The sequence below is a fragment of the Paenibacillus sp. sgz302191 genome (assembly GCF_057749925.1).
Genome location: NZ_JBYLHY010000009.1, coordinates 108,189 through 132,300, shown reverse-complemented (window position 1 = coordinate 132,300; position 24,112 = coordinate 108,189). Strand labels below are relative to the sequence as shown.

At 51.8% G+C, this 24,112-nt stretch carries 20 protein-coding genes and 2 riboswitches; of the genes, 9 read left to right on the top strand and 11 right to left on the bottom strand.

From position 1 onward, the window contains the following. Positions 1-33 precede the first annotated feature (33 nt). Positions 34-136: riboswitch (purine riboswitch) on the bottom strand. A 352-nt stretch (positions 137-488) separates the two neighbouring features. The 8 genes from AC3G2T_RS15340 to nikA form a co-directional block, all read right to left on the bottom strand. Continuing rightward, positions 489-1,001, bottom strand: coding sequence for a hypothetical protein (locus tag AC3G2T_RS15340; protein ID WP_474684769.1), 513 nt, complete (start codon positions 999-1,001; stop codon positions 489-491). 161 nt (positions 1,002-1,162) lie between these two features. Next, a complete protein-coding gene (locus AC3G2T_RS15335; protein ID WP_488436038.1) occupies positions 1,163-2,311 on the bottom strand; it encodes a KamA family radical SAM protein in 1,149 nt (382 codons plus the stop codon). A gap of 225 nt (positions 2,312-2,536) precedes the next feature. After that, positions 2,537-2,676, bottom strand: a riboswitch (cyclic di-AMP (ydaO/yuaA leader). Between the two features lie 46 nt (positions 2,677-2,722). Beyond that, the gene (locus tag AC3G2T_RS15330) at positions 2,723-6,553 is read right to left on the bottom strand and encodes an S-layer homology domain-containing protein (protein WP_488436037.1); all 3,831 of its coding nucleotides are present in this window, start codon (positions 6,551-6,553) and stop codon (positions 2,723-2,725) included. Between the two features lie 455 nt (positions 6,554-7,008). Continuing rightward, on the bottom strand, positions 7,009-7,812 hold the full coding sequence (locus AC3G2T_RS15325; protein WP_488436036.1) for an ATP-binding cassette domain-containing protein: 804 nt from the start codon (positions 7,810-7,812) through the stop codon (positions 7,009-7,011). Next, positions 7,809-8,741, bottom strand: a complete 933-nt coding sequence (locus AC3G2T_RS15320) for an ATP-binding cassette domain-containing protein (RefSeq protein WP_488436035.1) — start codon at positions 8,739-8,741, stop codon at positions 7,809-7,811. Before AC3G2T_RS15320 ends, AC3G2T_RS15325 begins: the two co-directional genes overlap by 4 nt. A gap of 16 nt (positions 8,742-8,757) precedes the next feature. Next, positions 8,758-9,588, bottom strand: a complete 831-nt coding sequence (locus tag AC3G2T_RS15315) for an ABC transporter permease (protein ID WP_488436034.1) — start codon at positions 9,586-9,588, stop codon at positions 8,758-8,760. A 4-nt stretch (positions 9,589-9,592) separates the two neighbouring features. Continuing rightward, positions 9,593-10,528, bottom strand: a complete 936-nt coding sequence (nikB, locus tag AC3G2T_RS15310) for a nickel ABC transporter permease (protein ID WP_488436033.1) — start codon at positions 10,526-10,528, stop codon at positions 9,593-9,595. An 8-nt stretch (positions 10,529-10,536) separates the two neighbouring features. Further along, positions 10,537-12,144 carry a nickel ABC transporter substrate-binding protein gene (nikA, locus tag AC3G2T_RS15305; protein WP_488436032.1) on the bottom strand — a complete coding sequence of 536 codons (1,608 nt, stop codon included), beginning with the start codon at positions 12,142-12,144 and terminating at the stop codon, positions 10,537-10,539. A gap of 305 nt (positions 12,145-12,449) precedes the next feature. Between nikA and AC3G2T_RS15300 the strand changes: the two genes are divergently transcribed. The 3 genes from AC3G2T_RS15300 (at position 12,450) to AC3G2T_RS15290 (ending at position 14,901) form a co-directional block, all read left to right on the top strand. Next, entirely contained in the window at positions 12,450-13,322 is an 873-nt protein-coding gene (locus tag AC3G2T_RS15300) for a putative RNA methyltransferase (protein WP_488436031.1), read from the top strand. Between the two features lie 235 nt (positions 13,323-13,557). Beyond that, complete coding sequence (locus AC3G2T_RS15295; RefSeq protein ID WP_474684778.1) at positions 13,558-14,007, top strand: MarR family winged helix-turn-helix transcriptional regulator; 450 nt, start codon at positions 13,558-13,560, stop codon at positions 14,005-14,007. A gap of 15 nt (positions 14,008-14,022) precedes the next feature. After that, complete coding sequence (locus AC3G2T_RS15290; RefSeq protein WP_488436030.1) at positions 14,023-14,901, top strand: haloalkane dehalogenase; 879 nt, start codon at positions 14,023-14,025, stop codon at positions 14,899-14,901. Between the two features lie 389 nt (positions 14,902-15,290). Here AC3G2T_RS15290 and AC3G2T_RS15285 read toward each other — a convergent pair whose 3' ends face one another. The 3 genes from AC3G2T_RS15285 to AC3G2T_RS15275 form a co-directional block, all read right to left on the bottom strand. Further along, the gene (locus AC3G2T_RS15285; protein ID WP_488436029.1) at positions 15,291-16,049 is read right to left on the bottom strand and encodes a type II toxin-antitoxin system VapC family toxin; all 759 of its coding nucleotides are present in this window, start codon (positions 16,047-16,049) and stop codon (positions 15,291-15,293) included. 2 nt (positions 16,050-16,051) lie between these two features. After that, positions 16,052-16,282 (bottom strand): hypothetical protein, encoded by a 231-nt coding sequence (locus AC3G2T_RS15280; RefSeq protein WP_474684781.1) that lies wholly within the window; start codon positions 16,280-16,282, stop codon positions 16,052-16,054. Positions 16,283-16,446: 164 nt separating this feature from the next. Further along, positions 16,447-17,730 carry an ArsB/NhaD family transporter gene (locus AC3G2T_RS15275; RefSeq protein WP_488436028.1) on the bottom strand — a complete coding sequence of 428 codons (1,284 nt, stop codon included), beginning with the start codon at positions 17,728-17,730 and terminating at the stop codon, positions 16,447-16,449. A 337-nt stretch (positions 17,731-18,067) separates the two neighbouring features. On the opposite strand from AC3G2T_RS15275, the gene AC3G2T_RS15270 reads away from it, so the two are divergent. From AC3G2T_RS15270 to murQ, 6 genes are all read left to right on the top strand, one after another. Further along, positions 18,068-18,949, top strand: coding sequence for a MurR/RpiR family transcriptional regulator (locus AC3G2T_RS15270; protein WP_488436027.1), 882 nt, complete (start codon positions 18,068-18,070; stop codon positions 18,947-18,949). Next, a complete protein-coding gene (locus tag AC3G2T_RS15265; RefSeq protein WP_488436026.1) occupies positions 18,924-19,922 on the top strand; it encodes a serine hydrolase domain-containing protein in 999 nt (332 codons plus the stop codon). The genes AC3G2T_RS15270 and AC3G2T_RS15265 overlap by 26 nt, the downstream gene beginning before the upstream one ends. Positions 19,923-19,956: 34 nt before the next feature. Further along, entirely contained in the window at positions 19,957-21,258 is a 1,302-nt protein-coding gene (locus AC3G2T_RS15260) for an ABC transporter substrate-binding protein (protein ID WP_488436025.1), read from the top strand. Between the two features lie 144 nt (positions 21,259-21,402). Continuing rightward, the gene (locus AC3G2T_RS15255; protein WP_474684786.1) at positions 21,403-22,326 is read left to right on the top strand and encodes a carbohydrate ABC transporter permease; all 924 of its coding nucleotides are present in this window, start codon (positions 21,403-21,405) and stop codon (positions 22,324-22,326) included. Next, a complete protein-coding gene (locus tag AC3G2T_RS15250; protein WP_488436024.1) occupies positions 22,323-23,147 on the top strand; it encodes a carbohydrate ABC transporter permease in 825 nt (274 codons plus the stop codon). The genes AC3G2T_RS15255 and AC3G2T_RS15250 overlap by 4 nt, the downstream gene beginning before the upstream one ends. A 36-nt stretch (positions 23,148-23,183) precedes the next feature. Then, positions 23,184-24,101: an N-acetylmuramic acid 6-phosphate etherase gene (gene murQ, locus AC3G2T_RS15245; protein ID WP_474684788.1), complete on the top strand. Its 918-nt coding sequence runs from the start codon at positions 23,184-23,186 to the stop codon at positions 24,099-24,101. The last annotated feature ends 11 nt before the right edge of the window (positions 24,102-24,112 follow it).

Genomic DNA, 24,112 nt, shown 5'->3' with positions numbered 1-24,112 from the left:
TGAACACAGCGATGCGCCCAAAGGGAAAGGAATTCGTTAACTGCTGCCTCTTATAGCCTGGGGCAATTTACGGTTGCCTGTAGAAACGCTCACACCATATTAATGAGCTTATACAAGAGTTATCGCGCTTTAATGTTATAATTTCTAACATTTATTATTTTTTACATAGTATCACCGCACTTTTTCGCTGTCAATAACTAACTACACATTAAAATACATTACATAAATCTGCACAAAAAGAAGCCTTGTTTTTGTATATGTAACACAAATATCACAACAAATATGATCAACCGACCGCCATCAAGCAGCGCATCAACGCGCGCCGGGAGCTGCGCGGTGCATGCTATCAAGCAGCCTCAGCTCCGCCCCAGCCACCTCCCGCCGCCTGGTCACCCTCCGGCAAGAGCATGCCAGGCTCGCCGAAAACCGCTCGAACGCGACGGCAAAAAAGCCGCTCCCGATTGGAAGCGGCCTGCCGGCAAAAGCACTTATGCGTCGTACCCTTGTTTCTTGGTCAACATAACGATCAACCCTACGACAATCAACCCGATCGCCAGCGAAGACTGCCCCATAATGTTCAGGCTGATGATACTCCCAAGCGTGAAGATGGCGAAAAAGATCACCGAAACGCTTCCCAGAATAAAGACGGGAAGGAGGATCCATCTGTTTTTGCCGCCGAACCAGTAAAACTCCAGCAGCCCGAACGCTACCGCCAGCGGGAATCCCGGCCACGTATACTCCCAGATGTCGAACAGCATGGAAATCTGGCATACGCCTCCGGCCACAAGGAGAATCCCTCCCGGAATCAACAATCCGGCCCCACGCCGCCGAGTCGCATAGAAATACATCCAATGAAACAGGAGCCCCAAAGGAATGACAAACAAACTTGGCCAAAAATAGGCGAACACCATCCCAGGATCCATCGCATTTCCCTGACTCGTAAAGAAGAAGAAAATTCCCGCCAAGACGAGAAGTGCTCCAAGCAGCGTCTTCTTATCCACCGTTTACCTCCGCTATTCCATAAAATCAATATTTACTTCATTCTAGAATAAATCGGCTTGCTCCGCCAGCACCCCTGGAACGATTTTCCCTACGTCCCGAGACGGAGGCGCGGCCCCCTCCCGGGTACAGGTACGGTTAGCGGCGGCGCATGAGAAAACGGTTAGCGGCTTAGCAATTCGTTGGCGGAGACAATGTTGTCGTTTTTCTTTTTCGGCTTGTTCCAGAACTGCTCATTTCCGGGCAAATCATCGAACCAGGCCGCATGCTCAGGGCAGTCGAGCGCCATAAATTTTCCGTACTGGTCGTCCCGGGATTGATGGTATTTCAAATAAGCCTTCCCATTCTCGATGGCCAAAATTTCGATTTTGCCGGAAGTGTGACTCATCGATAGGCGGACACGCTTGCCCAGGCCGGACGTGAGGGCCTTCGCCTCTTCCACGATCCGGTACACGCGTTCCAGCGGCAGTACGAAATCTTTATTGCCGGCGACGGGCCGGTTAATGAAAAAATAATAAGGCGTGACACCCGCCCACGAAAGCTTATCCAGCAGCTCCGCAAGCACCTCGGGCCGATCATTGATCCCTTTTAGAACAGGCGTTTGGTTCACGACAATCGCTCCCGCTTGATGGAGCGCTTCGAAGCCCCTCTTCGCTTCCGCCGTAATTTCGCGCGGATGATTGATATGCGCCATCACGTAGATGCGGCGCTCCGAGTCGGAATGCTTCCGGATGGACTCCAGCAGCTTCTCGTCTTCGTAGATCCGCATCGGATTGAACACGGGAATTTTCGAGCCGAGCCGAATGATCTTCACATGGTCGATCGCTCTCAACCGTTCGAAGATGCCGTTCAGCCTTGCCGTGGAAAGGATCAAACTGTCCCCTCCCGTCAGCAGCACATTGTTGATCTCCTTGTGCCGGGCGATATAGGCCAGCCCCGGGTCGACGTTCGACATCGCCTCGCTGACATCGTTGCGGAACAACCGCTTGCGGAAACAATAGCGGCAGTAAGCGCCGCAAACCTCGGATACGATCAAAAGGGCCGTCGTCCTGTATTTATGCTGGCAGCCGGGAACGACGTAATTCGTGTCCTCATCCGACGCGTCCCACCTTCCATATTCGGACAGCTCCCCGTCATTGGGAACGATCAATTTCTTGATCGGATCTTCCGGGTTGTTCCAATCTATCAGTTTCAAGTAATAATCGTTTACGCGAAACACGAATTTTTCCGTTATTTGCTTCAACCTTGTTCGATCGCGTTCGGGAATCTCCAGGATTTTATCAATATCGGTAATATATTTCGGTTGCGGCATATTTCATCCTCCTTGAAAAGACAGAATGTTGGCTTTCAACGAATCCAAGACGGCTATCTATCTCCTCCTTCCGCGGATCAAAGCTGCAAAATAAAAATGACCCGTCTTATAGCCGGCAAGAGGACATGTCGATGCCTCCGGGCCGAAAACTATACGTCGGGTCCAATTGAACGCAAAAAGACCCGAATAAACGGGTCAGCAAATGCAAATATAACACAATGCAACTATGACCCACCTACTGCTGACGAGGTTAGCTGCCGGGCTCGGGAAAGATGGTTCCCTACATAAACATCATGATTCGCCCCAAAAAGATTGGTTCCCCCGCTTTCCGATTCGTTAAACCGGAAATTAAGCGTATTTTTATCTTACACAAACACCGCCGGAGAGTCAATGACGCAGCGGGATTCCGCATTAAATCAGATCGGACTTTCGCAGAAGTCTTTGAACAATAACGGAAACCTCCGCTCTTGATATGAAGGCTCCAGGATCCAGCACGGCGCCGTTTCGTCCGGAAAAGATCCCGGATGCCAAGCAGTCGGAAATCCCGTTCTTCGCCCAATTCGATATCGTACCCGCGTCGGTGAAGGAGTTCAATAGCTGTCCTGCATTTGCGGAAGACTTCGCTTTGAGCCCTGTAATAGCCATTGCTCTGGCCATGATCACCATCGCTTGTTCGCGTGTAATCTTATCATTCGGGCGGAAGGTGCCGTCTTCAAAACCACTAATCAGGTTGTACGCGAAGGCCGTTCCAACCGCGCCGGCATACCAATCTTTCGAATTAACGTCAGAGAAAGACAGTGCCCCTGCTTTTGGCTGCACTCCTAATCCGCGAATCAAAATTGCCGCAAACTCCACTCGTGTAATATCTTGATCGGGATTGAAGAAGCCTTTGCCGACGCCATTGATGATCATACGCGATCCCATATCGTTTATCGCTTCTTTGGCCCAGTGCGCCTCCGCATCCTTAAACTCAACCGGATGCCATACGACGGAATAGGCACTATTCGTCATGCTGTTTATCTTGGCATAAAGCTTGCCGTCCAGCCGCACGATCTTGGTCGGCACATGGCGCAGCGTTCCATCCGTTTCAACCACGACACCAGTTGTGATTTTGTCAGGATCAACGCCATCCGGAATCGCTATTGTACGTTCAACATAAGCTTTGAACCCGTTGACTTCGATCGTCTTGTCCTTATAAAAAGCTCTTACCGTAAAATCAAGCGGCGGGACAACGACCGAAATTTTCCCTTCCCCGGATTCTTTCAGAACCCCTTGCGCCGGCGTTTTTGACACAGCAATTTCGATTTGAATCTTGATATCCTCCAAGGCTGCCGATTTGCCCAACTGATTCGAAATCGATTGGATGTCGATCTGCCCGGCCGGTAAGTTATAGGTCGCTTTATCTGTTTTTATTTCCAATACCGCTTGCTGCAGTTCCATTTTGCTGATCATCTGTCCGTCAAGCTCTCCGCGCACGACATCGGATTTGGCATCCGCCAGCATCGTCACCACAGCGAATCGCCCTTCCTTCGCCAATAGATCCCCCAGCTTGTCCCGGTCAATGCTGATGGTTGTTACCGTCTGTGAATTTACGCTCGTCACCTTGGCCGTCCCAACATTCACCGATTTGCCGTTAATGAGAACGGTAACGCCCGTTTTATCAGGTTGCGATGTAGTCGAAGGCATCGACTGTGGCGGCGTACTTCCACCACTGTCGCCGTCGGAAGGGATCTCCAGTCTTACGGTATTAGAAACGGCAGAAACAGGGCTGCTGCCAACGCTGTTAATCGCCGCCACAGTAAACGTATAGGTCGTGCCATACGTTAAGCCCGTAACTGTGATTGGGCTGCCGGTTCCGGTTGCAGTCAGTCCTCCCGGAATCGAGGTCACGGTGTAGCCGACGATCTCACTGCCTCCATTGCTGGATGGCGCATTGAAGCTTACCTTCGCTCCGCCGTTGGCTGCAACGGCGGTTACGCCCGTCGGGGCGTCAGGTACCGCAGCAGGCACTCCCGGCGCTGTCGGTGTCACGCTGTTCGATGCGGCCGAAGGGCCGGAGTTTCCTGCGCTATTCGTCGCTACAACCGTAAACGTATATGCCGTCCCATACGTTAAGCCCGTAACCGTGATTGGGCTGCTTGTACCCGTCCACGTCAATCCTCCCGGACTTGAAGTTACCGTATAGCCGGTTATGAGGCTGCCTCCATCGTTGAGCGGGGCCGTAAAACTGACCTTTGCTTGCGATTGGCCTTCCGCCACCTCCGATTTTACATCGGTCGGTACGTCCGGAGGGGTAGTTATCTCAGATAATTTCTGGATACGGTGGTTGCCGAAATCAGCGACATATACAGTGTTTCCGCTATCTATCGCTACACCGCTTGGACTAATAAATTCCCCAAGGCCGCTTCCCTCTCCGCCTCCGCTCTTCTTCCATTCTCTCCACACCCCCGTGGAAACGTCCAGCTTCTGGATGCGATTGTTGCTCATGTCAGCAACGTATACATTCCCGCCGGCATCTACCGCCACGCTGTAAGGCTCGTCAAATTCTCCAAGGCCTTTCCCCGAACCGCCGCCGCTCTTCTTCCACTCACTCCATACTCCTGTAGCTGCCGTCAGCTTCTGGATACGGTGGTTATTGGTATCCGCTACATACACATTTCCGCTGCCGTCCACCTCGATGCCGGAAGGTCCATAAAATTCTCCGAGGCCGCTTCCCGCGCCCCCTCCGCTCTTTTTCCACTCGCTCCATACTCCCGTGACTGCATCCAGCTTCTGAATACGACTGTTATTCGTATCCGCCACGTACACATTCCCGCTGCGATCTACCGCCACTCCGCTCGGATAATCAAATTCCCCACGGCCGCTTCCTTTGCCGCCTCCGCTCTTCTTCCACTCTCTCCATGCTCCCGTGGATGCCGTAAGCTTCTGGATACGGTGGTTATCACGATCGGCCACGTATACATTCCCATTGCTGTCTACAGCAACGTCGGTCGGATTCTCAAACTCTCCAAGACCGTCACCCGAACCGCCTCCGCTCTTCTTCCACTCGCTCCATATTCCTGTGGAAACCGTCAGCTTCTGGATGCGATGATTATCGTAATCGGCCACATACACATTCCGCTCGCTGTCCACCGCCACACCGCTCGGATAACTAAACTCGCCCAAGCCTTTGCCGGCAACCGCTCCCCTATATACCCATTCGATCCATACTCCTGTGGATACCGTCAGCTTCTGAATGCGCTCATTGCCAGAATCGGCCACATACACATTCCCGCTTCCATCCACCGCTATGCCTTTGGGTTGATTAAACTCTCCCAGGCCGCTGCCCGAACCACCGCCGTTCTTCTTCCACTCGCTCCATACTCCTGTGGATACCGTCAGCTTTTGAATGCGATGGTTGCCATACTCGGCCACGTATATATTCCCGTTGTTGTCTACGGCAACGTCGTACGGATTATTAAACTCGCCCGGACCGCTTCCCGCGCCTCCTCCGCTCTTCTTCCACTCGCTCCATACTCCCGTGGATACCGTCAGCTTCTGAATGCGATGGTTGCCGGTATCCGCCACGTACATATTGCCGCTGCTGTCCAGCGCAACGCGGGATGGAAAATTAAACTCGCCTAACCCGCTCCCTTTACCGCCCCCGCTCTTCTTCCACTCGCTCCACACGCCAGTAACTGCATCCAATTTCTGAATGCGATGATTCCAAGCATCCGCCACATACACATTCCCGCTATTGTCTACAGCCACGCCTCTCGGATTATTAAACTCGCCCAGGCCGCTTCCCGCGCCCCCTCCGCTTTTCTTCCATTCGCTCCATACTCCTGTGGATACCGTCAGCTTCTGAATGCGATGATTACTGGTATCCGCCACATACACGTTCCCGCTGACGCCTACCGCTACGCCTGCCGGATTGGAAAACTCGCCCAAACCGCTTCCATACGCCGGCCCATCGCCGCTCTTTTTCCACTCGTTCCACACTCCGGTGGCTGTATCCAGCTTCTGGATACGATGGTTATTGTTATCCGCCACATATACATTCCCACTACTGTCTACCGCTACTCCGGTCGGATTCGAAAACCCGCCGGGCGCATTATTGCCGGTCGATCCGATCTTGGCATATTGACTCCATAGTTCCGCTGCTTGCACAGGAAATGTGAGTAATGTATTACAGACCATAATAAATACAATGCCCCACACCCATAGCTTTCCTGCAGCCGGTTTTGCATATCTCCGATTCATAACTCCCATTCTCCTCCTCTGGCTGAACTTACACGCAATCCCTCCTGCATTTTACCAGGCATCTCTCTCAAAATTCTCACAAATGTGCCTTCAACAACAAAATGAAAGCGCATTCAAATGTGAGCAAAGTACAAGCATGCCAAAAATCGCAGGACAACGATGATAGCGGGGCATTCAAAAAATCACAGGACAACGATGATAGCGAGACATTCGAGGAGATAGTTTGCGCCGCTCCGAAAAATCGAAGAATTGTAACCACCGGCACCGGCTTAGGCGCTAACTTCCATCGCCCCCTATAAGGGAGGGCATGTTAATCATTCGAGTTCAAGGGATGTCTAACTCGTAGCTATAAGCTTTCCTGACGCACGAATATTTGCGGCGGCGATCTGCAGGGCCGGGGCGGCAAATCCGGCACGGCCTGCGTTTATTATCCGGCGGCAGCTAAGCCGGATTCGTCATAGCGGAACGGGCCGCTGCGGGAGGATCGGCAGCACCGCCTGGAGCAACCGCCGGCCGGCCGGGTGGCGCAGTTCGTCAAGCCGCGATGCGTCATCCAGCGTCTCGACGATTTCGCCCCGCTCCATGACCGCTACGCGGTCGGCAAGAACCCTCACGGCCGACAAGTCGTGGGAGATGAATAAATACGACAGGCCGAACTGCTCCTTCAGCCGGCCGAGCAGCCGCAAAATACCGGCCTGCACGAGCACGTCCAGGCTGTTGACCGCCTCGTCCAGCACGATCAGCTTCGGCCTGAGGGCAATCGCGCGGGCGATGCCGACCCGCTGCAGCTGCCCGCCGCTGAACTCGTGCGGGTATTTCCCGGCGTCGTCGCCGTGCAGGCCGACCGCTTCCAGCAGCTCCCGGACGCGTTGCCGCTGCGCAAGCGCAGTCATTCGCTCGTGAACGCGCAGCGGCTCGGCGATGATGCTCTGCACGTTCATGCGCGGATTGACCGCGCTGTGAACGTCCTGAAACACCAGCTGCATGTCGCGTCGCAGCTGCTTGCGCTCCTTGGCCGAGACGTCATGCAGCCGACGGCCCAGAAACAGCACTTCCCCGCTGTCCGGGCGCTCCAGTCCGAGCACGATTTTGCCCAGCGTGCTTTTGCCTGAGCCGCTTTCGCCGACGAGCGCAAGGCACGTCCCTTCGTCGAGGCGAAGGGAGACGTTTTTAACCGCTTCGATCGCGGTGCGGCGGTTCCAGCCAAGCCGGCGGGAGCGGTACGTTTTTGACACGCGATTCAGTTCCAATATGTTCATCGTTTCACCCCGCCCCCGAAATTCGCCACCCAATGCCCGGGCGCCGCCTCGAACAAACCATCGTCCGCAGCGCCATCCCCTTCTGTGTTTGCAGGCTGGGCCTCGTGCCAATCGGCCGCCATGCCGACGCTGCCGTCGACACCGCCTTGCCGCGCCGCAAGCAGCGCCTGCGTATACGGATGGCGCGGGCGGTTCAGCAGCAGCGCCGCCGGGCCTTTTTCCAGCAGCCGCCCCTTACGCATCACGGCCACTTCGTCCGCAAGCTTGGCGATGACGCCAAGATCGTGGGACACGAGCAGCATGCCCATGCCGCTCTGCCCGCGCAGCATTTGCAGCTCGTCCAGGATAGCGGCCTGCGTGGTCGTGTCGAGCGCGGTCGTCGGCTCGTCGGCGATCAGCAGCGCCGGATTCAGGCAAGCGGCCATGGCGATCATCGCCCGCTGCAGCATCCCCCCGCTCAGCTCGAAGGGGTACATGCTCAGCAGCCTTTCGCCATGCGGCAGCCGGAACCGCCGGATTTGCGCCGCCGCAAGCTCGCGAGCTTCCGCTTTTCGCATGGGCAAATGGGCGCGAATCGTCTCGATAAAATGGCCGCCCACCGTCATCATCGGATTGAAGGCGGACATCGGATTTTGCATAATAACGGCTATGTCGCGCCCGCGCAGCCGGCGCATTTTCTCGGCGGGCAGGTCCAGCAATTCCTCGCCGCGAAAGCGGATGCTGCCATTGACCCGCTGCCCTGCGCCGAGCAAGCGGACAATCGCCGAGCATATCATCGTTTTGCCGCTTCCGCTCTCTCCGACGATCCCCAGCACCCGCCCCTGACCGAGCGCCAAGCTTACATTGTTCACAACGCGCTTCGCCGCCCCTCCAGGGACAGGCAAATCAACTTGCAATCGCCGGATATCCAGCAATATTGGTAGTCCCATACACAACTCCTATCGTTTAGACGGATTTCGGATCAAGCGTATCGCGCAGCGCGTCGCCGAACCAACTGAACGCCACCACGGTGGCGAAGATCATCATCCCGGGCGCGATCATCAGCAGCGGATGGCTGCCCATCAAAGATTTGCTGTCGTTGATCATCATCCCCCATTCGGCCATCGGCGCTTGCACGCCCAAACCGAGAAACGACAATTCCGAAATTTGCAAAATGACCGCACCCATCTGCAAAAATTGAACCGCCATCATTTGCGGCAGCACGAACGGCACAATATGCCGAAGCACAATTCCGAAGCCGGAAGCTCCCGTGATTTTCGCCGACAACACATAATTCCGCTCTTTTAAACTGACGACCGACATCCGGATCATCCTCGCGTAGCCGACCCAATTGACGACGACCAGCGCAACGACCAGATTCACCACGCCGCCGCCCAGCAAACCGACAATAGCCAGTGCGAAAATCAAGCTCGGAAAAGCAAGAAACAAATCGCAAATGCGCATCAAAAGCCTGTCCAACCAGCCTCCTCTGTAGCCCGCAGCGATTCCTACAATCAGGCTCAGCGCAAGGGTGATCGCCGTAACGACAAAAGCCGCAGCGAGCGATACGCGCGCGCCGGCGATGATCCGCGACCAAACGCAGCGGCCCAGATGGTCCGTACCCAGCGGGTACTCCCAGGAAGGCGGCTGCAATTTGCGGACGATATCGACCTCATACGGATCGTGCGGCATCAAGTACGGACCGAGCACGGCCATCATCACGAGCGCCAGCAGGCAAATCCCGCTGATCATCAGCGCCGCCGGACGGCGAAGCTTGAGGTTAAAGCGTTCGCCCATGCCGTCACGCTCCTTTCGCGCGAATGCGCGGATCGATGATGGCGCAGACGATCTCGGCCAGCAAATTGACGACGACGAAAAAGACGCCGATCAGCAGCACAAAACATTGCACAACCGCATAATCCCGGTTCATCATCGACTCGATCAAGTATCGGCCGATGCCCGGGATGGCAAATACGTTTTCAACGATGACGGTGCCCCCGAGCAGATGGCCCAGCGTAATCCCGAGCGATGTTACGACGGGCAGCAGGGCGCTCTTCAGCACATGGCGGACGATGACGAGCGGTTCCCGTACCCCGCGCGACCGCGCATACCGGACGTGCGGCTGTTCCATATGCTCCAGCATGCCGGTGCGAATGAGCCGGATGTAATACGTGCTGTAGGTGAGCGCCAGCGCGAGAGACGGCAGCACCATATGCGCCGCCGTCCCCCGTCCCATGAGCGGAAATAAGCCCCACTTCAATCCGAGCCAATACACCAAAACAAACGCCAGCCAAAAACTCGGCATCGAGGCGACTGCAAATACACCGAGCCGGGTTATCCGATCGAACCAGCCATTTTTGCGCACCGCTGACCAAATGCCTGCCGGCACGCTGATCAGCAGCATCAAAACGAAGGATACGACCCCAAGCTGAGCCGTCACTGCGAAGCGCGCTCCCAGCTCGGCCAATACAGGCTTTTTCGATATAAAAGAAACGCCGAAATCCAGACGCGCCGCATCGCGCATCCACTGAACGTACTGTTCGAGCAAAGAGCGGTCGAGTCCGAGCTCCTTGCGTGCCGCCTCAAGCGCAGCTTGCGTAACGGGCACTTTGGACAAATTCAGGTAAGCTTCCGCCGGATCAACCGGGATAAGCCGGATTAACAAAAAAGCTACGATCGTTATTCCCAAGACGACAACCAGCATACTGCCGATTCTTCCGGCCACAAAGGATACCATGACCGCACCTATTTGATGTCGAACGCATCGAAAGGAATTTCAAACTGCATCGGGTAAAATGAAACACCGCTCACATGATTGTTCGCAACAGCCACATTGACCGTGTAGGAGATCGGCAGGTACACCGCCTGCTCATGCAATGTCGTCAAAATGTATGTATACAGTTCCTGCCTCGTTTTCTCGTCGGTGCTCGTGATCACTTGCGTAATTTTATCGTCGATTTCTTTTTTCATCGGCAAGCCCGCCTGCGCCTGATAGTCGGCATGACCCGACTCGCGCATCGAGGCCACGACCGTATGCGGATCGTAAGGAATGCCCCACGTTTCGTTGAAAGCGAGATTAAATGCGCCTTCTTTTTGCCGGTTCGTAAAAGCTTGCTTCTCTTCGCCTATCATGCTGCCTTTGATCCCGATTTTGCGCCATTCTCCCTGCATGTACTCAAAAATCGTTTTTTGAACCTGGTCGTTGCTGTCATAGGCCAGATCGAGCTCCAGCACTTTCCCGTCTTTTTCGCGAAACGGCTTGCCGGCCACCTCTACCCAACCCGCTTCAGTCAAAAGCGATTTTGCTTTTTCCAAATTGTACTCGTACGGCTTCAAGTTCACGTTGCTGTAAGGCAAAGTCGGCGCAAACAGCGTGTCAGCCTGCTTCTCGATGCCATTGAGCACATGCTCGATCACGGTCTTTTTGTCCAGCGCGTATTCAAGAGCCTGGCGCACGCCCAATTCCCGCGTCGGACCTCTGTTCGAGTTGATCGCCAGCGATCGCGTGGACAGCGGCTCGGAGACGTACGTCTGGTATTTGCCCGTATCCTTCAGCGATTTGAACGCATTCGGGGTCAACTGACCGCTGCCGAAAATCAAATCGATGTCTTTATTCTCCAACGCCATCGCCCTGGCCTGCGGGTCGGGAATGATTTTGATCGTCACCTTTTCCAACTTCGGCTTCTCGCCCCAGTAATGTTCATTGCGCGTAAATACCGCTTGTTCGTCTTTTTTATAGTCGGTCAGCACCCAAGGGCCCGTTCCTATCGGCTGTTTGATCGTCTGGGCCGTACTCCCGTCATCGGGAAAGCCGGCATTGCCGAGGATGCGAAGCGGACGAATAAGCGACAGCTCCTGCAGGAACGGATAGTATGCATTTTTCAGCTCCACCTTAAAAGTTTGCGCATCCACCGCTTCCGTTTGCCGGATTTCGTTTACCGCCTCAAGCCAGCTATGGCGCTTGCCGTTAGCCAATACGGCGTCGAAATTTTTCTTCACAATCGCCGCATCGAATGCCGAGCCATCGGAAAATTTTACGCCCTGGCGCAAATGAAACGTGTAAGTTTTGCCGTCCGGCGCAACGTCCCACCTCTCAGCCAGCGCAGGCTGCATGCTGCCATCCGCTCCGTATTTCACAAGCGGCTCATACACCATCGCCTGGGCGAAAAGCTCGTTCGGCGCATACAGATGCGGATTCAGGCTGCCGACATCTTTGACCCAGGACAGCGTGATGGCTTTCGGTTTCGCCGCATCCGCTCCCGCAGCGGAATCTCCCGCAGACTTGGCGCAGCCGGTCAATGCTATCGCACTTACGGCGGCCGCCACAATTAATTGAGTTACCCGTCGTTTCATCGTTCTCATTCCCCTACACTTTCTACGCAAAAATCTTAATAGTAATAATTACTATTATATGAAAACGGACATATATTGCAATACTTTATTTACAAGCCTCTAATGATATATGATGAGATGGGGATTCCCCCAGATTGACTTGCAGAACAGGAGCGATTCACAGCTATGATCATCCAATTCATTCGTTTGCGGTAATGTGAGGTGCAGATCATAAAACCGGCCTTTTTTTCAAATTCAAAGGTCAGGTTTATTTGTCTGTGCCTTTTTTCATTCACCGAATCCGAATGAATGGGGTGCTTTTTTTTATGAATACCGCTCATTTTATCGCTTCTTTTCGCGATATTTTCCGATGTCCGCTATGCTTCGCTTCAATGAATGCCGCGAACGACGGTAAAAGTTTCGTATGTCCGAATAAGCATTGCTTCGATCTGGCCAAACGCGGGTATATCAATTTGCTGCCCCGCCCTGTCGCAACGAAATATGACAAGCAGCTTTTCGAATCCCGCAGGGCTATTGGCGTCAGCGGCTTTTGGAAGCCGGTGGATGCGTATATTTCCGAGCAGATCATTCATGCGCTTGGAACAAAATGCGATACGACAAAAGTGCTCGACGCCGGCTGCGGCGAAGGTTCTCATTTATCGGGCATCAAAAAGATAATCGCCCGTGCGACCGGGAAAGACGTGCTCGGAGTCGGCCTCGATATTTCCAAAGAAGCAATCGTCCTGGCCGCCAAAAACGACGCCGATTCGATTTGGTGCGCAGCCGATCTGGCCAAATGCCCGCTCGCCGATAAGCAATTCGATTTTATTCTTAACATCCTCTCACCTTCCAACTATTCGGAATTTCAAAGATTGTTCAAAGGTGGCGGGAAGCTGATCAAGGTCATACCCGGGAGCAGTTATTTGCAAGAGCTGCGGGCCCTTTTTTACGATCAAACCGGCAAACAGGCGTACTCCAATCGCGACACGCAGGAGCGCTTCGGCATGCATTTCGAACTGCTGGAAACCAAGCGTTTGCACTACAAAGCTCATCTGCGCCAGCCCCTTATTGAACATTTGGTGCGCATGACGCCGTTAACATGGGGAGCGCGGGCAGAGCGCCTGCAAAGAGTTCGTGCAATGGAGATTATGGAGGTCACAATCGATTTGACCGTTTTGGTCGGCAAAAAGCGCGGCTGATTTAGCGTGAAGCGTTGCCGTTACTGACAGCGAGGAGATTGGAGCAGGTGCCGCAGCGCCTGCTCCAGTTCGTTGAAGTAACGGGAGATTGTGCAACAATCCAACAAGGCGATAGCATAATTATCGGCTAACTGGATAAGTCTCACAAAAAATTAGTTGCAATAACATCCTATTTGCCGTATAGTGAAATTAGTTGCAATAACATCCTATTTTCACAAACAAGGAGGAGGCTAATTTGAGCGAGCATTGGAGACAAAATGACAAGGGTCCAGCGGAATCGCACGGTCAATACATTTCAGCCATCTATCGGCACATGCAGATATTCATCTCAGCCGAGTTGGCGCCATATCGAATCGGAAGCGGACAGTATATTTTTCTGATGGCGATTGCGTTTCAGCAACCAATCACTCAGAAGGCGCTAAGCGAGAAACTGCTCATTGACAAAACGACTACCGCTAAAGCGATTACCAAGCTGGAAGCAGAAGGTTACGTGCGGAGAGAAGCCGATCCCGCCGACAACCGCTATCATCTGCTCTATTTGACGGACTCGGGACGTGAGGTGGTACCTAAGGTGCAGGAAGCACTGGCCCGCGTTAAGAACAAAACCCGGAAAGGCATTACCGATGAGGAGTATGACTTTTTACTGAGCCTGCTGAACATCGTGCTTCGCAATCTGACCGAGTAGGAGGAGAGATGAAACATGATTAACGAGGCATTCCCTTATGAGAAAAAGCGAAATCAAGTATTCGGGTTAGAGATGGCGTATGTGGAGGAAGGAAGCGGTGACCCGATTGTTTTCCTGCACGGCAATCCGGCATCCTCCTATCTCTGGCGCAACATTATTCCTTATGCCCGGAAGTTTGGCCGCTGCATTGCGCCCGATCTCATTGGAATGGGCGATTCCGCAAAGCTTCCGGACAGCGGGCCTCACGCATACACCTTTGCCGAGCACCGCCGCTATCTTGACGAGCTGCTCAATCAGCTTGGCGTGAGCGAGCGTGTGACTTTCGTGGTGCACGATTGGGGATCGGCACTGGGCTTCGACTGGAGTAAGCGGCATCCCGACGCGGTCAAAGGCATCGCATACATGGAGGCGATTATTAAGCCGCGCAGTTGGAGTGAAATTCCGGAGACTGGACGCAAAATCTTCCAGACGCTCCGGACGCCGGAAGGAGAGCGAATGGTGTTAGAGCAAAATTCGTTCATCGAGTTCAACTTGCCGGTCAACATATCGCGCAAGCTGACGGATGAAGAGATGGCACAGTACCGTCGACCGTTCCTAGAGCCGGGCGAAAGCCGCCGTCCTATGCTCAGCTGGGCACGCCAACTTCCGTTCGACGGAGATCCGGCTGATATAACGGAGATTGTCACCGAGTATGGAGAATGGCTGGCGCAAAGCGCTGTTCCCAAACTATTCGTTCAATGCGACCCCGGCTTATTGCCGCAATCCCACATCGATTTCTGCCGTACATGGCCATCGCAGATCGAAGTTACTGTGCCAGGCCGCCACTATCCCCAAGAAGACGCACCCGATGAAGTTGGCGAAGCGCTTGCCGCATGGCTGAAAAATTTGGATTAACGTTACGCGGGTAAGAGGTTGTTCCATAAGTAAAAATTAAAGAGGCGTAGGATACGTTTGATACTCAAAAAAATGATTTTTAAAATAAACAAAGGAGTTAAGCGGCTTGCATGTGCCTAACTCCTTTGCTTTTTGCGTTTACTGCTGCTTCCTTCAGCAAATTATGGGCAAGCGAAAGCCACCCGACCTCCAAACTTACTTTGGGTAAGCCTCGAAGCAGGAATCTTTTGAAAGGATACCGGCGGAGAGTCTTGCTTATACAACAACATATGGCAACAAGAGATCCTTAGCAAATCGACTGCGGCGGATTCGGGATAGAAAGGAACTGAACATTTTATCCTTTATTACAAAAATAAAAAAGACGCTGAGAAATTTATTCTCCCGTCTACTTAAGCCACTTTATAAATCCTTATGCTCCTGCCGATTAAATCCTTAGGCAGCAAACTAACGTCCTCTTCGTTGTAGTTACCAACCTCAAAATCTCCGTCCAATGTCAGAAATAAATCACAATGGTTCCAACGGGCACTCGCAAGATGGATGGCATCGGGCATATCAACCTGAAATAAATATGAATACGCAAGTGCCAATTGCTCAGTAGATTCATCTGATTGAACATACTGAACATGGAAACCATATTCACGAAGAAGCCCCTTAAACTCTTCAAATGTTTGCGTTGCGCTTTTATAAAAACTTGCAAGCAACGCCCTCTGACGGGGAAGCTGCTTCAAAAATTTCACAAGTTCATACGGCTTCACACTAACATAGCGACCTTTTATGGTCAAATAATCCTTCGCCTTTGCTTGTGTGTAAATCGAGGCTATCGCACTTTGTTCGATGATTTCATCCTTTTGTTCCGCAGTTAGTGGCTTTCGACGATTCTCCGGGATAGAAACAACCTTTTCATGATACACTTGTAAAGCGCGTAGAATTTTGATTTTAAATAAATTACTGACAACCTCAGAAGCTACGTGTATATTGGTAATCCAACATACCCCTTGGTCTGCCATATGGTCTAATACATCCAGCACTAAATCATGTCGCCTATCCTCAACGTTTATAGCGGCCAAAATAAAACAAGCATCCAAGTAAACGGATGCTTGTGTAACATTCTCTCGGAGAACACTCTCAGCAGTTACAACAAAACTCATCCTTACTTTCCCTTCCGATCATAACGATGCAGATCAACAGCCGTTACACCAAAAGCTGATCGTACACCAATTTTTTTAATAGCTTGGGAAAGCGGAACACGTGTTGTATTACTCTCTGTTATTTGCTTCGTCCGCGATGCCATGTTTTTCTCGACTACTGCCATGGCCATCAACTCCTCGTTTTTTACGATGTTTATGCCATTACTATACTTCTTTTGGGAAGGTTTGTCCATGTTTAATCCTTTTCTAAACCGTGGAAATTGCGGTTTTTTTAAGCTTTTTAGTATCCTTTCTCCCCAATCCTCCCCCCTTTTAAACTTGATGTGCCTGGGAATAGAAAGAGACCGGGTGATGCCCGGCCAATGACCACAAGAGTTTAACGAGCTCGTATTTTACATCAAATAACAAAATAACGGAAATAAATATACGCGCTGGACAGCAGTATGGATAGAATCATCAACGGAAATCCGTACTTCATATATTTTACAAATGTGATCGGATACCCCTCTTTTCCGGCCATCCCGGCTACGATCAAGTTGGCGCTCGCTCCGATCAATGTCCCGTTGCCGCCAAGACATGCGCCCAGGGCAAGGCTCCACCATATTGGCTCCAGATGGATAACCCCCAGATTCCCCATCTCTTGAATCATCGGAATCATCGTGGCGACGAAAGGAATGTTGTCCAGGAATGCGGAAGCAATTGCGCTTAGCCAGAGAATCAGCATAGAGGTCGCAAGCGGATCGCCCCCTGTAAATTGTATGGCCTTTGCCGCCAGCCGGGCGATCACTCCGGTTTCCACCAGTCCTGAGACAAGTACAAACAAACCGACAAAGAAAAACAGGGTCATCCATTCGACGCTATGGAACGCTTTTTCCAGCATCGTCTCCCCGGTCAAAAGCAGCAGCAGGAACGCGCCGCTTAACGCTACGGTCGCCGATTCCAAATGCAAAGCTTGATGAAGGAAGAAACCCAGCATCGTTAGTCCGAGCACGACGAGGCATTTGATCAGCAGCTTGCGGTCGGTAATCATGGAATTTTCGTCCATGTCCATCATGCTCCGCTGCAGCTCGGGCGTGGTACGAATTTGCTTGCCGAACATCCATATGAACAAAGGGATATAAGTCAACATAATAATGACCGCCAGTGGCGCCAAATTATAGATGAACGCCATAAAAGTCAGCTCTTTGACCGCGCTGCCGATCATAATATTGGGCGGATCGCCGATTAGAGTGGCCGTACCGCCTACATTCGACGCAATGATTTGCGTGATCAGAAATGGGACGGGATTTACGCAAAGCTGTCTCGTAATGCCGAGCGTGACCGGGACCATGAGCAGGACGGTCGTGACGTTGTCCAAAAACGCCGAGCCGACTGCCGTAATGGCAACAAGCGCGATCATGATGCTGACCGGCTTCCCCTTGGCGGACTTGGCCGCTTTCACGGCTATATATTTGAACAGTCCGGTTTCGGCGGTCACGCCTACAATAATCATCATCCCGACAAGCAGCCCCAGCGTGTTGAAGTCAATGTGATGCAGCGCCGTTTCCTGGTCCACAATGCCCAGAACGACCATCAAAACGGCTCCGAGCATAGCCAGAACGGTACGGTGAATTTTTTCAGAAATAATCATTGCATAAATAGCCAAAAAGATGCCAATTGCCCAAATAGCTTGCTGTTCCATATACTCCCCCTTATAAACCCGTTGATTTTGAAAAAAAGACAAAAAGAGCCCGCTGTTGGCAGGCTCCTCCGGTAATCCCATATATACGTTTTACTGTACCTTTTTTCGAAAGGAAAGTAAAGCATAATGATTTTACGTGAGTTAAACTAACACAAAATTACTTTATTAACACTTAAAATGACATATACATAACACCATCAAAGCAGATTATGAAATTTTATTTTATAATTTTATTGATATTTATGAAATATTGATTTATTATTATCCCATGAGTTGTTACCGGTAAACAACGATCATCCAGTTCCAAACGATTGATTAATTAAAGGTGGGATCCGCTATGCATGGTGGGCTCGTGAGTATCAAGGAAGTTATCCACACGTTAAAACCCCAGGAACGGATTGTAGCCGATTTTATTCTGGAGCATCCGGAGCAAATCGTGAATCTATCCGTTCAAAAGCTTGCAGAGCTGACTGGTGTCAGCGAAGCTACCATTGTTCGACTTTCACGCTCGCTTCATTTCAAAGGGTTCCAGGATTTGAAAATGCGGATTGTCGCGGATTTGGCACAATCGGCGCAAGCCTCCAAGGAAGCGGACACTTATCAGGAAATTCAACCTAATAGCTCGGTGACGGCTTTAATTAACTCGATTTCTCACAACAACGCCCAGTCTATTCAGGATACGCTGTCGGTTCTGTCGGCCGAAGAGGTAGAACGAGCTATTGAAGCAATCGGCGCAGCCAGAAAAGTATGCGTCTTTGGCATAGGCGCTTCCGCCGTCATCGCCCAGGATTTCATGCAAAAACTGACGCGTATCGACCGATGGTGCGAGGCTGCGTTTGATTTCAACTCGCAAGCTACGCTCGCAGCCAATTTGAAGGAGGGGGATGTGGCGTTCGGCGTTTCATATTCGGGGCAGACGGAAGACATTATCGGCTCACTCTCGATTGCGAAGCAAAACGGAGCTACGATTATTTCCCTCACCAAGTTCGGCAGCAATCCCGTCTCCGAGTTGGCAAACGTCCGATTGTTCACCAGTTCATTGGAGAAGAGCATACGGAGCGGAGCGATGGCTTCACGCATTACGCAATTAAATGTCATCGATATTTTGTATGTGGGCATCGCCCAGCTGCATTACGATGAAACGGTAAAATTGCTGGAAAGAACAAGAAAAGCCGTGAGCCCTTCAAAGCGCAATGGATACATTGAACCGATTAATTAACAGTTGGATTCGGGAGAAGCGGATTCCTGGCGCCGTGCTGGATATTCGAGTCAAGAATAAGAAGAGGGTCCAATGCTCGTTCGGCAGTTCTTCACTATCGACCTTGTTTGATGTCGCTTCTCTGACGAAAGTGGTCGTCACTTTGCCTGCTGTCATGCTGCTGGTCCAATCGTCGAAGCTGTCTCTGAGCGACCCGGTACAGCAGTTTATACCGGAATTTCGCCACGCGGAGGTGACGATCGGACATTGCTTGCAGCACACCTCCGGATTGCCGGCCTCGCTCCCCGGTTATCGAGAACGGCATGCAAGCAGGGATGTCCGGCAGGAAATCCTCTCGCAGGCGCTGGAATTCGAACCGGGCAGACGCGTGCAATACAGCGATCTGGGCATGATCATTCTCGGATGGATCGTCTCGCTGGTCACCGGCAAAAATTTGGACGTTTTCGCTAAAGATGAAATACTCGCGCCGCTCGGCCTAACGGATTGCCGCTTCAATCCGCCCGGGAATTGGAAAGATCGGATTGCCCCGACGGAATGGGACGGCGGCAAATACATCATAGGCGAAGTCCACGATGAAACCTGCTGTCGCCTTGGGGGCGTGTCCGGCAGCGCAGGCTTGTTCGCATCAGCCGAAGACTTGGCACGGTATGCGTTGTGCTGGCTCTACCCCGAACGTTTCCCGCTCTTAACCCGAACGAATGTAGACGCGTGCACGAAATTCCCGTTTGAGGGACGCGGCCTTGGATGGCAAATACAGGACGGCCGCGATTCGACACTCTCTTGCGGGCCGAACTGGTCTATCGGCAGCTTCGGCCACACGGGCTTTACCGGTACGAGTCTGTGGATCGACCCCGTACGGGAGCTCGTCGTTGTGTTTCTTACGAATGCGGTTCATTACGGCAGGGACAATCCCATTAGGCAGCTTAGACCTATACTTCACGATGCCATAATCTCCTCATTTATAGATGAATAACAAGCATTTTTACTCCAAGGGAGGAATCTAATAAATGAAACGCTTATTCACGCAAGCTACGATTACGCTGCTTTTAACATCAGCCGTCTTGACGGGGTGCGGGGACAACAAAAATGCAAGCGAATCGTCGCCCGGCAGTTCCGCCGCACCTAAAGCCTCGGCAAGTTCCGGCCAAAAAGTGAAGCTGGTTATGGGCAGTTGGAGAACCGACGACAAAGCTGTGTACGAAAAAGTATTTGCGGAATTCAACAAGCAATATCCGAATATCGAAATTCAATTTTCGCCTACGAAAAGCACGGAATACAACACGGCTCTAGGCGTTGCTCTGCAAACGGGCGAAGGCCCCGACATCATTCATCTGCGTCCTTATGCGGCGGGAATCGGACTCGGCGACGCCGGTTATATCGAGCCGATTAACGGACTGCCTGGCTTGAATGCGTTCCCGGCCGATGTGCTGGCTGCAGCTACAGGCAAAGACGGCAAAATCTACGGTGTGCCTATGGCGCTCAACACGGTAGCGGTCATGTACAACAAGAAAATTTTCAAAGATAACAATCTCGAAATCCCCAAAACCTGGGATGAACTGCTGCAAATCTCCAAAACCCTCAAAGATAAAAAGATCGTTCCGTTCGGTTTCGGGGCGAAAGACGGCTGGATTTTATCGATGACGCAGGGCGCAATCGGTCCGGCGGGATACGGAGGCAACGACTTCGCCGGCAAGCTCGTAAAAGGCCAGAAGAAATTTACGGATGCGGAATATGTGCAATCTTTGCAAATGATGAAAGATCTGTCCCCTTACTTCCCTGACAAATTTACCGGCATCAGCTACGAGGATATGAGAACGTTATTCGCAACCGAGCAAGCGGCTATGTATGTGCTGGGAGATTTCGATGTAAGCGTCATCCGCTCCATGAATCCTAATCTGGATCTGGGCGTATTCCCGATTCCTCCGAAAACTGCCGGCGGTTCGCCGACGGTGACGACCTATGTAGACGGCTCCTATGCGGTTAATGCCGCATCCAAGCACAAAGAGGAAGCCAAAAAATTCCTAGAATTCGCAACAAGCAGTACTTTCGGCAACTTGTTCGCCAATGAAATGAAACGGGTCAGCCCGATTCCGGGAGTTAAGGTCAACGATCCAGTCATTGCGCAATTCGCCGAATATGCCGCCAAAAATTCAACCCCCTATTTGATGGTTACGAACTTCAACAGCGGCAATCCGACAACCAAAGTTACGCTGGAGAATTCGCTGCAAGCCTTTTATTTTGACAAAAAGAACGCGCAGCAAGTAGCTGAAGACCTGCAGAAAAACGCAGACACCTGGTTTAAGCCGTAATCTCATCTTGTAAACCGCAATTCATGGCCAGCCCCGGAAATCAAAGTCTCAACGTCCGTGTGGAAACGTTCGTCCGCTAACGCGCTTGGAACTTTTCGGGGCTGCTCTTGCGTTCTATTCATGTAAGCGAGGTGTAAACTTACCATGGCCGACAAACCCAAACGTCTCCAACGCAACAGTTGGTCCATCCACCTTTTGCCCATTCCAGCCCTCGCCATCTATTTGCTGTTCATCATCTATCCAATTTGCGCCGCCTTCTTGTATAGCTTGTATGATTGGCAAGGCATTAAGAAGCTTGGTTTTATCGGAGCCAAGAACTTCAAAGATTTATTTACGCTTGAGCCTTTTAACACGATGTTCTGGAACGCGCTTGAACACAATGTCATCTATTTTGTCGTGCAAATGGTCGTGATGAACGGCATTGCGTTCCTCCTTGCCTATCTCGTGTTCAAAAAGCTTAAAGGGTCCGGATTTCTCAAAGTGGCATATTTTTTGCCCAGGCTGTTATCCGTAATTGTCATCGGTTTTTTATGGAAATTAATTTTAAATCCGACGTATGGCACGATTAACGTTCTGCTGAAAAAGTTAGGCCTGGAAGCATGGACCATGTCTTGGCTGGGCGAGCCGAGCACCGCACTCATCTCCATCATTCTCGTCAACAGCTGGTTTGGCGTCGGATTGTCTCTGCTTATTTTTCTCGCCGGCCTGCAAGCTATTCCCACCGAGGTTCTGGAAGCGTCCCATCTTGACGGAGTCAAAGGGTTCAAGTTCATTCGGACTATGATTGTTCCCTTAATGGCCCAATCGATTATTATGGTTACGGTGCTGACTTTTATCCAATCGTTTGAAGCCTTTGAGCTTGTGTATGCCATGCAGGGCTCGACAGGAGAACCGTATTACTCGACCGATACGTTGGCTGTCTTCTTTTACCGTACCGCATTCGGAGGTTCCTCCGGCGACTCGGTCGCAATCGGTCTCGGTTCTGCGCTGGCTGTCGTCATGTTCGCGATTATCGCCGTTATTTCAGCAGGTTTCATGGCTTTGACAAGGAAGGTGACCCAGGAATGAAACCAAGCATATCGATACGCATCACACAGCATGGGATCGGCTATCTGTTTGCCTTGCTCAGCCTGTACCCGGTATTTCTCATGGTTTCTTCATCCTTTAAGTCAACTGTCGAGATATTCAAGGAACCGCTGGCATTGCCTTCAAAACTGTCATTCGCCGCTTATGAAAAGCTGCTTGATCAACTGCCGTTCGGCAAGTTTTTATGGAACAGCATTTTCGTTTCCGGAGTCAGTGTCGTTATTATTTTGATTTCATGCTCCTTGGCTTCTTATTATATTTCTCGAACCTCTTTCAAATGGAACGGAGCTTTGCTGTTTATTTTCATGCTTGGCATGATGATTCCCATCAAGCTGGGCATTGTGCCTTTGTTTCTGCTAATGAAAGGCATCGGCTTGATCAACACGGCTTGGTCGCTCATATTCATTTATACGGCTATGGGAATACCGCTCGGCGTCCTGATTCTTTCGGGTTTCTTTCGAACGCTGCCCAAAGAACTGGAAGAAGCCGCCAGAATCGACGGCTGCACCGATATGCAAATTTTGCGGCTTATTATCACACCGCTCATGCGTCCGGCGTTAGGCACCGTCATGATTATTAACTTCGTAAACGCTTGGAACGACTTCTTCTTCCCGCTCATCTTCATCCAAAGCGAGACCAAGAAGACGATTCCTGTCGGAATGATGTCGCTGTTCGGCGAATATGCCTCCGATTGGAGCACATTATTCGCAGGGCTTACGCTTGCTTCGCTGCCCATGATCGTCATGTTCATTATTGCCTCCAGGCAGTTCATGGATGGAATGACGGCTGGCGCAGTTAAATAAAGAGAAAGACCGGAAAGACAACAGGAGGAATATGGGATGGATACCTTACAGCATCTTGTGACCGAACAACGCAACGAACGAACGCTTGATTTGAGCGAACTCAGCATCAAAGAAATTGTTGAAATCATGAATGACGAAGACGGCAAGGTGGCCGGGGCGGTTCGGCAAGTACTGCCTAAAATAGAACTTGTCATCACTGAAATTGTGAAGGCATTGGAGCAAGGCGGCAGATTGATCTATGTCGGGGCCGGGACGAGCGGAAGATTGGGTGTGCTTGACGCCGCCGAATGCCCGCCTACTTTTGGCGTAGATTATCATACTGTCGAGGCGCTGATTGCCGGTGGAGAGCGTGCGTTCATCACCGCGGTGGAAGGCGCCGAGGATGACGAGCAGCAAGGAGCCAGCGATTTGCAAAATAAGAATTTGACGGCGAAAGATGTTCTTGTCGGGCTGGCGGCCAGCGGCAGAACGCCTTATGTCAAAGGCGCTTTGCTTTACGCCAAGGAAGTCGGAGCGGTCACGGCTACGATCACCTGCAATCCGAACTCCCACCTGAGCGAATACGCCGATTTGCCCATCGAAGTCGAGGTCGGCCCCGAGGTGCTGACGGGATCTACGAGGCTGAAGGCGGCAACGGCTCAGAAAATGATCCTGAATATGCTGACGACGACGGCCATGATCAAAAGAGGTAAAGTTTACCAGAATCTGATGATCGATCTGCATGTCAGCAACCAGAAGCTGCAAGAGAGAGCGCGTAATATTTTGATGCAGGCAACGGGCGCGACTGCCGAGGAAGCGGCGGGCAAGCTGCTCGAAGCAGACAATCATGTGAAGACGGCAATCGTGATGATCGAAGCAGGCGTAAGCAAACCGGAGGCATCCCGTTATCTGGATGAGACGAATGGGTTTGTCACTCAAGCGATAGCCCGTGCGCGTGCGGAGCTTGGAAAGTAGGTCGATGGACG

Coding starts and splice junctions, on each gene's coding strand:
- nikA (WP_488436032.1), bottom strand. CDS start 12,144: ATGAAACGACGGGTAACTCAATTAATTGTGGCGGCCGCCGTAAGTGCG.
- AC3G2T_RS15300 (WP_488436031.1), top strand. CDS start 12,450: ATGAATACCGCTCATTTTATCGCTTCTTTTCGCGATATTTTCCGATGT.
- AC3G2T_RS15270 (WP_488436027.1), top strand. CDS start 18,068: ATGCATGGTGGGCTCGTGAGTATCAAGGAAGTTATCCACACGTTAAAA.
- AC3G2T_RS15265 (WP_488436026.1), top strand. CDS start 18,924: ATGGATACATTGAACCGATTAATTAACAGTTGGATTCGGGAGAAGCGG.
- nikB (WP_488436033.1), bottom strand. CDS start 10,528: ATGGTATCCTTTGTGGCCGGAAGAATCGGCAGTATGCTGGTTGTCGTC.
- AC3G2T_RS15285 (WP_488436029.1), bottom strand. CDS start 16,049: ATGAGTTTTGTTGTAACTGCTGAGAGTGTTCTCCGAGAGAATGTTACA.
- AC3G2T_RS15330 (WP_488436037.1), bottom strand. CDS start 6,553: ATGAATCGGAGATATGCAAAACCGGCTGCAGGAAAGCTATGGGTGTGG.
- AC3G2T_RS15290 (WP_488436030.1), top strand. CDS start 14,023: ATGATTAACGAGGCATTCCCTTATGAGAAAAAGCGAAATCAAGTATTC.
- AC3G2T_RS15315 (WP_488436034.1), bottom strand. CDS start 9,588: ATGGGCGAACGCTTTAACCTCAAGCTTCGCCGTCCGGCGGCGCTGATG.
- AC3G2T_RS15325 (WP_488436036.1), bottom strand. CDS start 7,812: ATGAACATATTGGAACTGAATCGCGTGTCAAAAACGTACCGCTCCCGC.
- AC3G2T_RS15250 (WP_488436024.1), top strand. CDS start 22,323: ATGAAACCAAGCATATCGATACGCATCACACAGCATGGGATCGGCTAT.
- AC3G2T_RS15335 (WP_488436038.1), bottom strand. CDS start 2,311: ATGCCGCAACCGAAATATATTACCGATATTGATAAAATCCTGGAGATT.
- AC3G2T_RS15320 (WP_488436035.1), bottom strand. CDS start 8,741: ATGGGACTACCAATATTGCTGGATATCCGGCGATTGCAAGTTGATTTG.
- AC3G2T_RS15280 (WP_474684781.1), bottom strand. CDS start 16,282: ATGGACAAACCTTCCCAAAAGAAGTATAGTAATGGCATAAACATCGTA.
- AC3G2T_RS15260 (WP_488436025.1), top strand. CDS start 19,957: ATGAAACGCTTATTCACGCAAGCTACGATTACGCTGCTTTTAACATCA.
- murQ (WP_474684788.1), top strand. CDS start 23,184: ATGGATACCTTACAGCATCTTGTGACCGAACAACGCAACGAACGAACG.
- AC3G2T_RS15275 (WP_488436028.1), bottom strand. CDS start 17,730: ATGGAACAGCAAGCTATTTGGGCAATTGGCATCTTTTTGGCTATTTAT.
- AC3G2T_RS15255 (WP_474684786.1), top strand. CDS start 21,403: ATGGCCGACAAACCCAAACGTCTCCAACGCAACAGTTGGTCCATCCAC.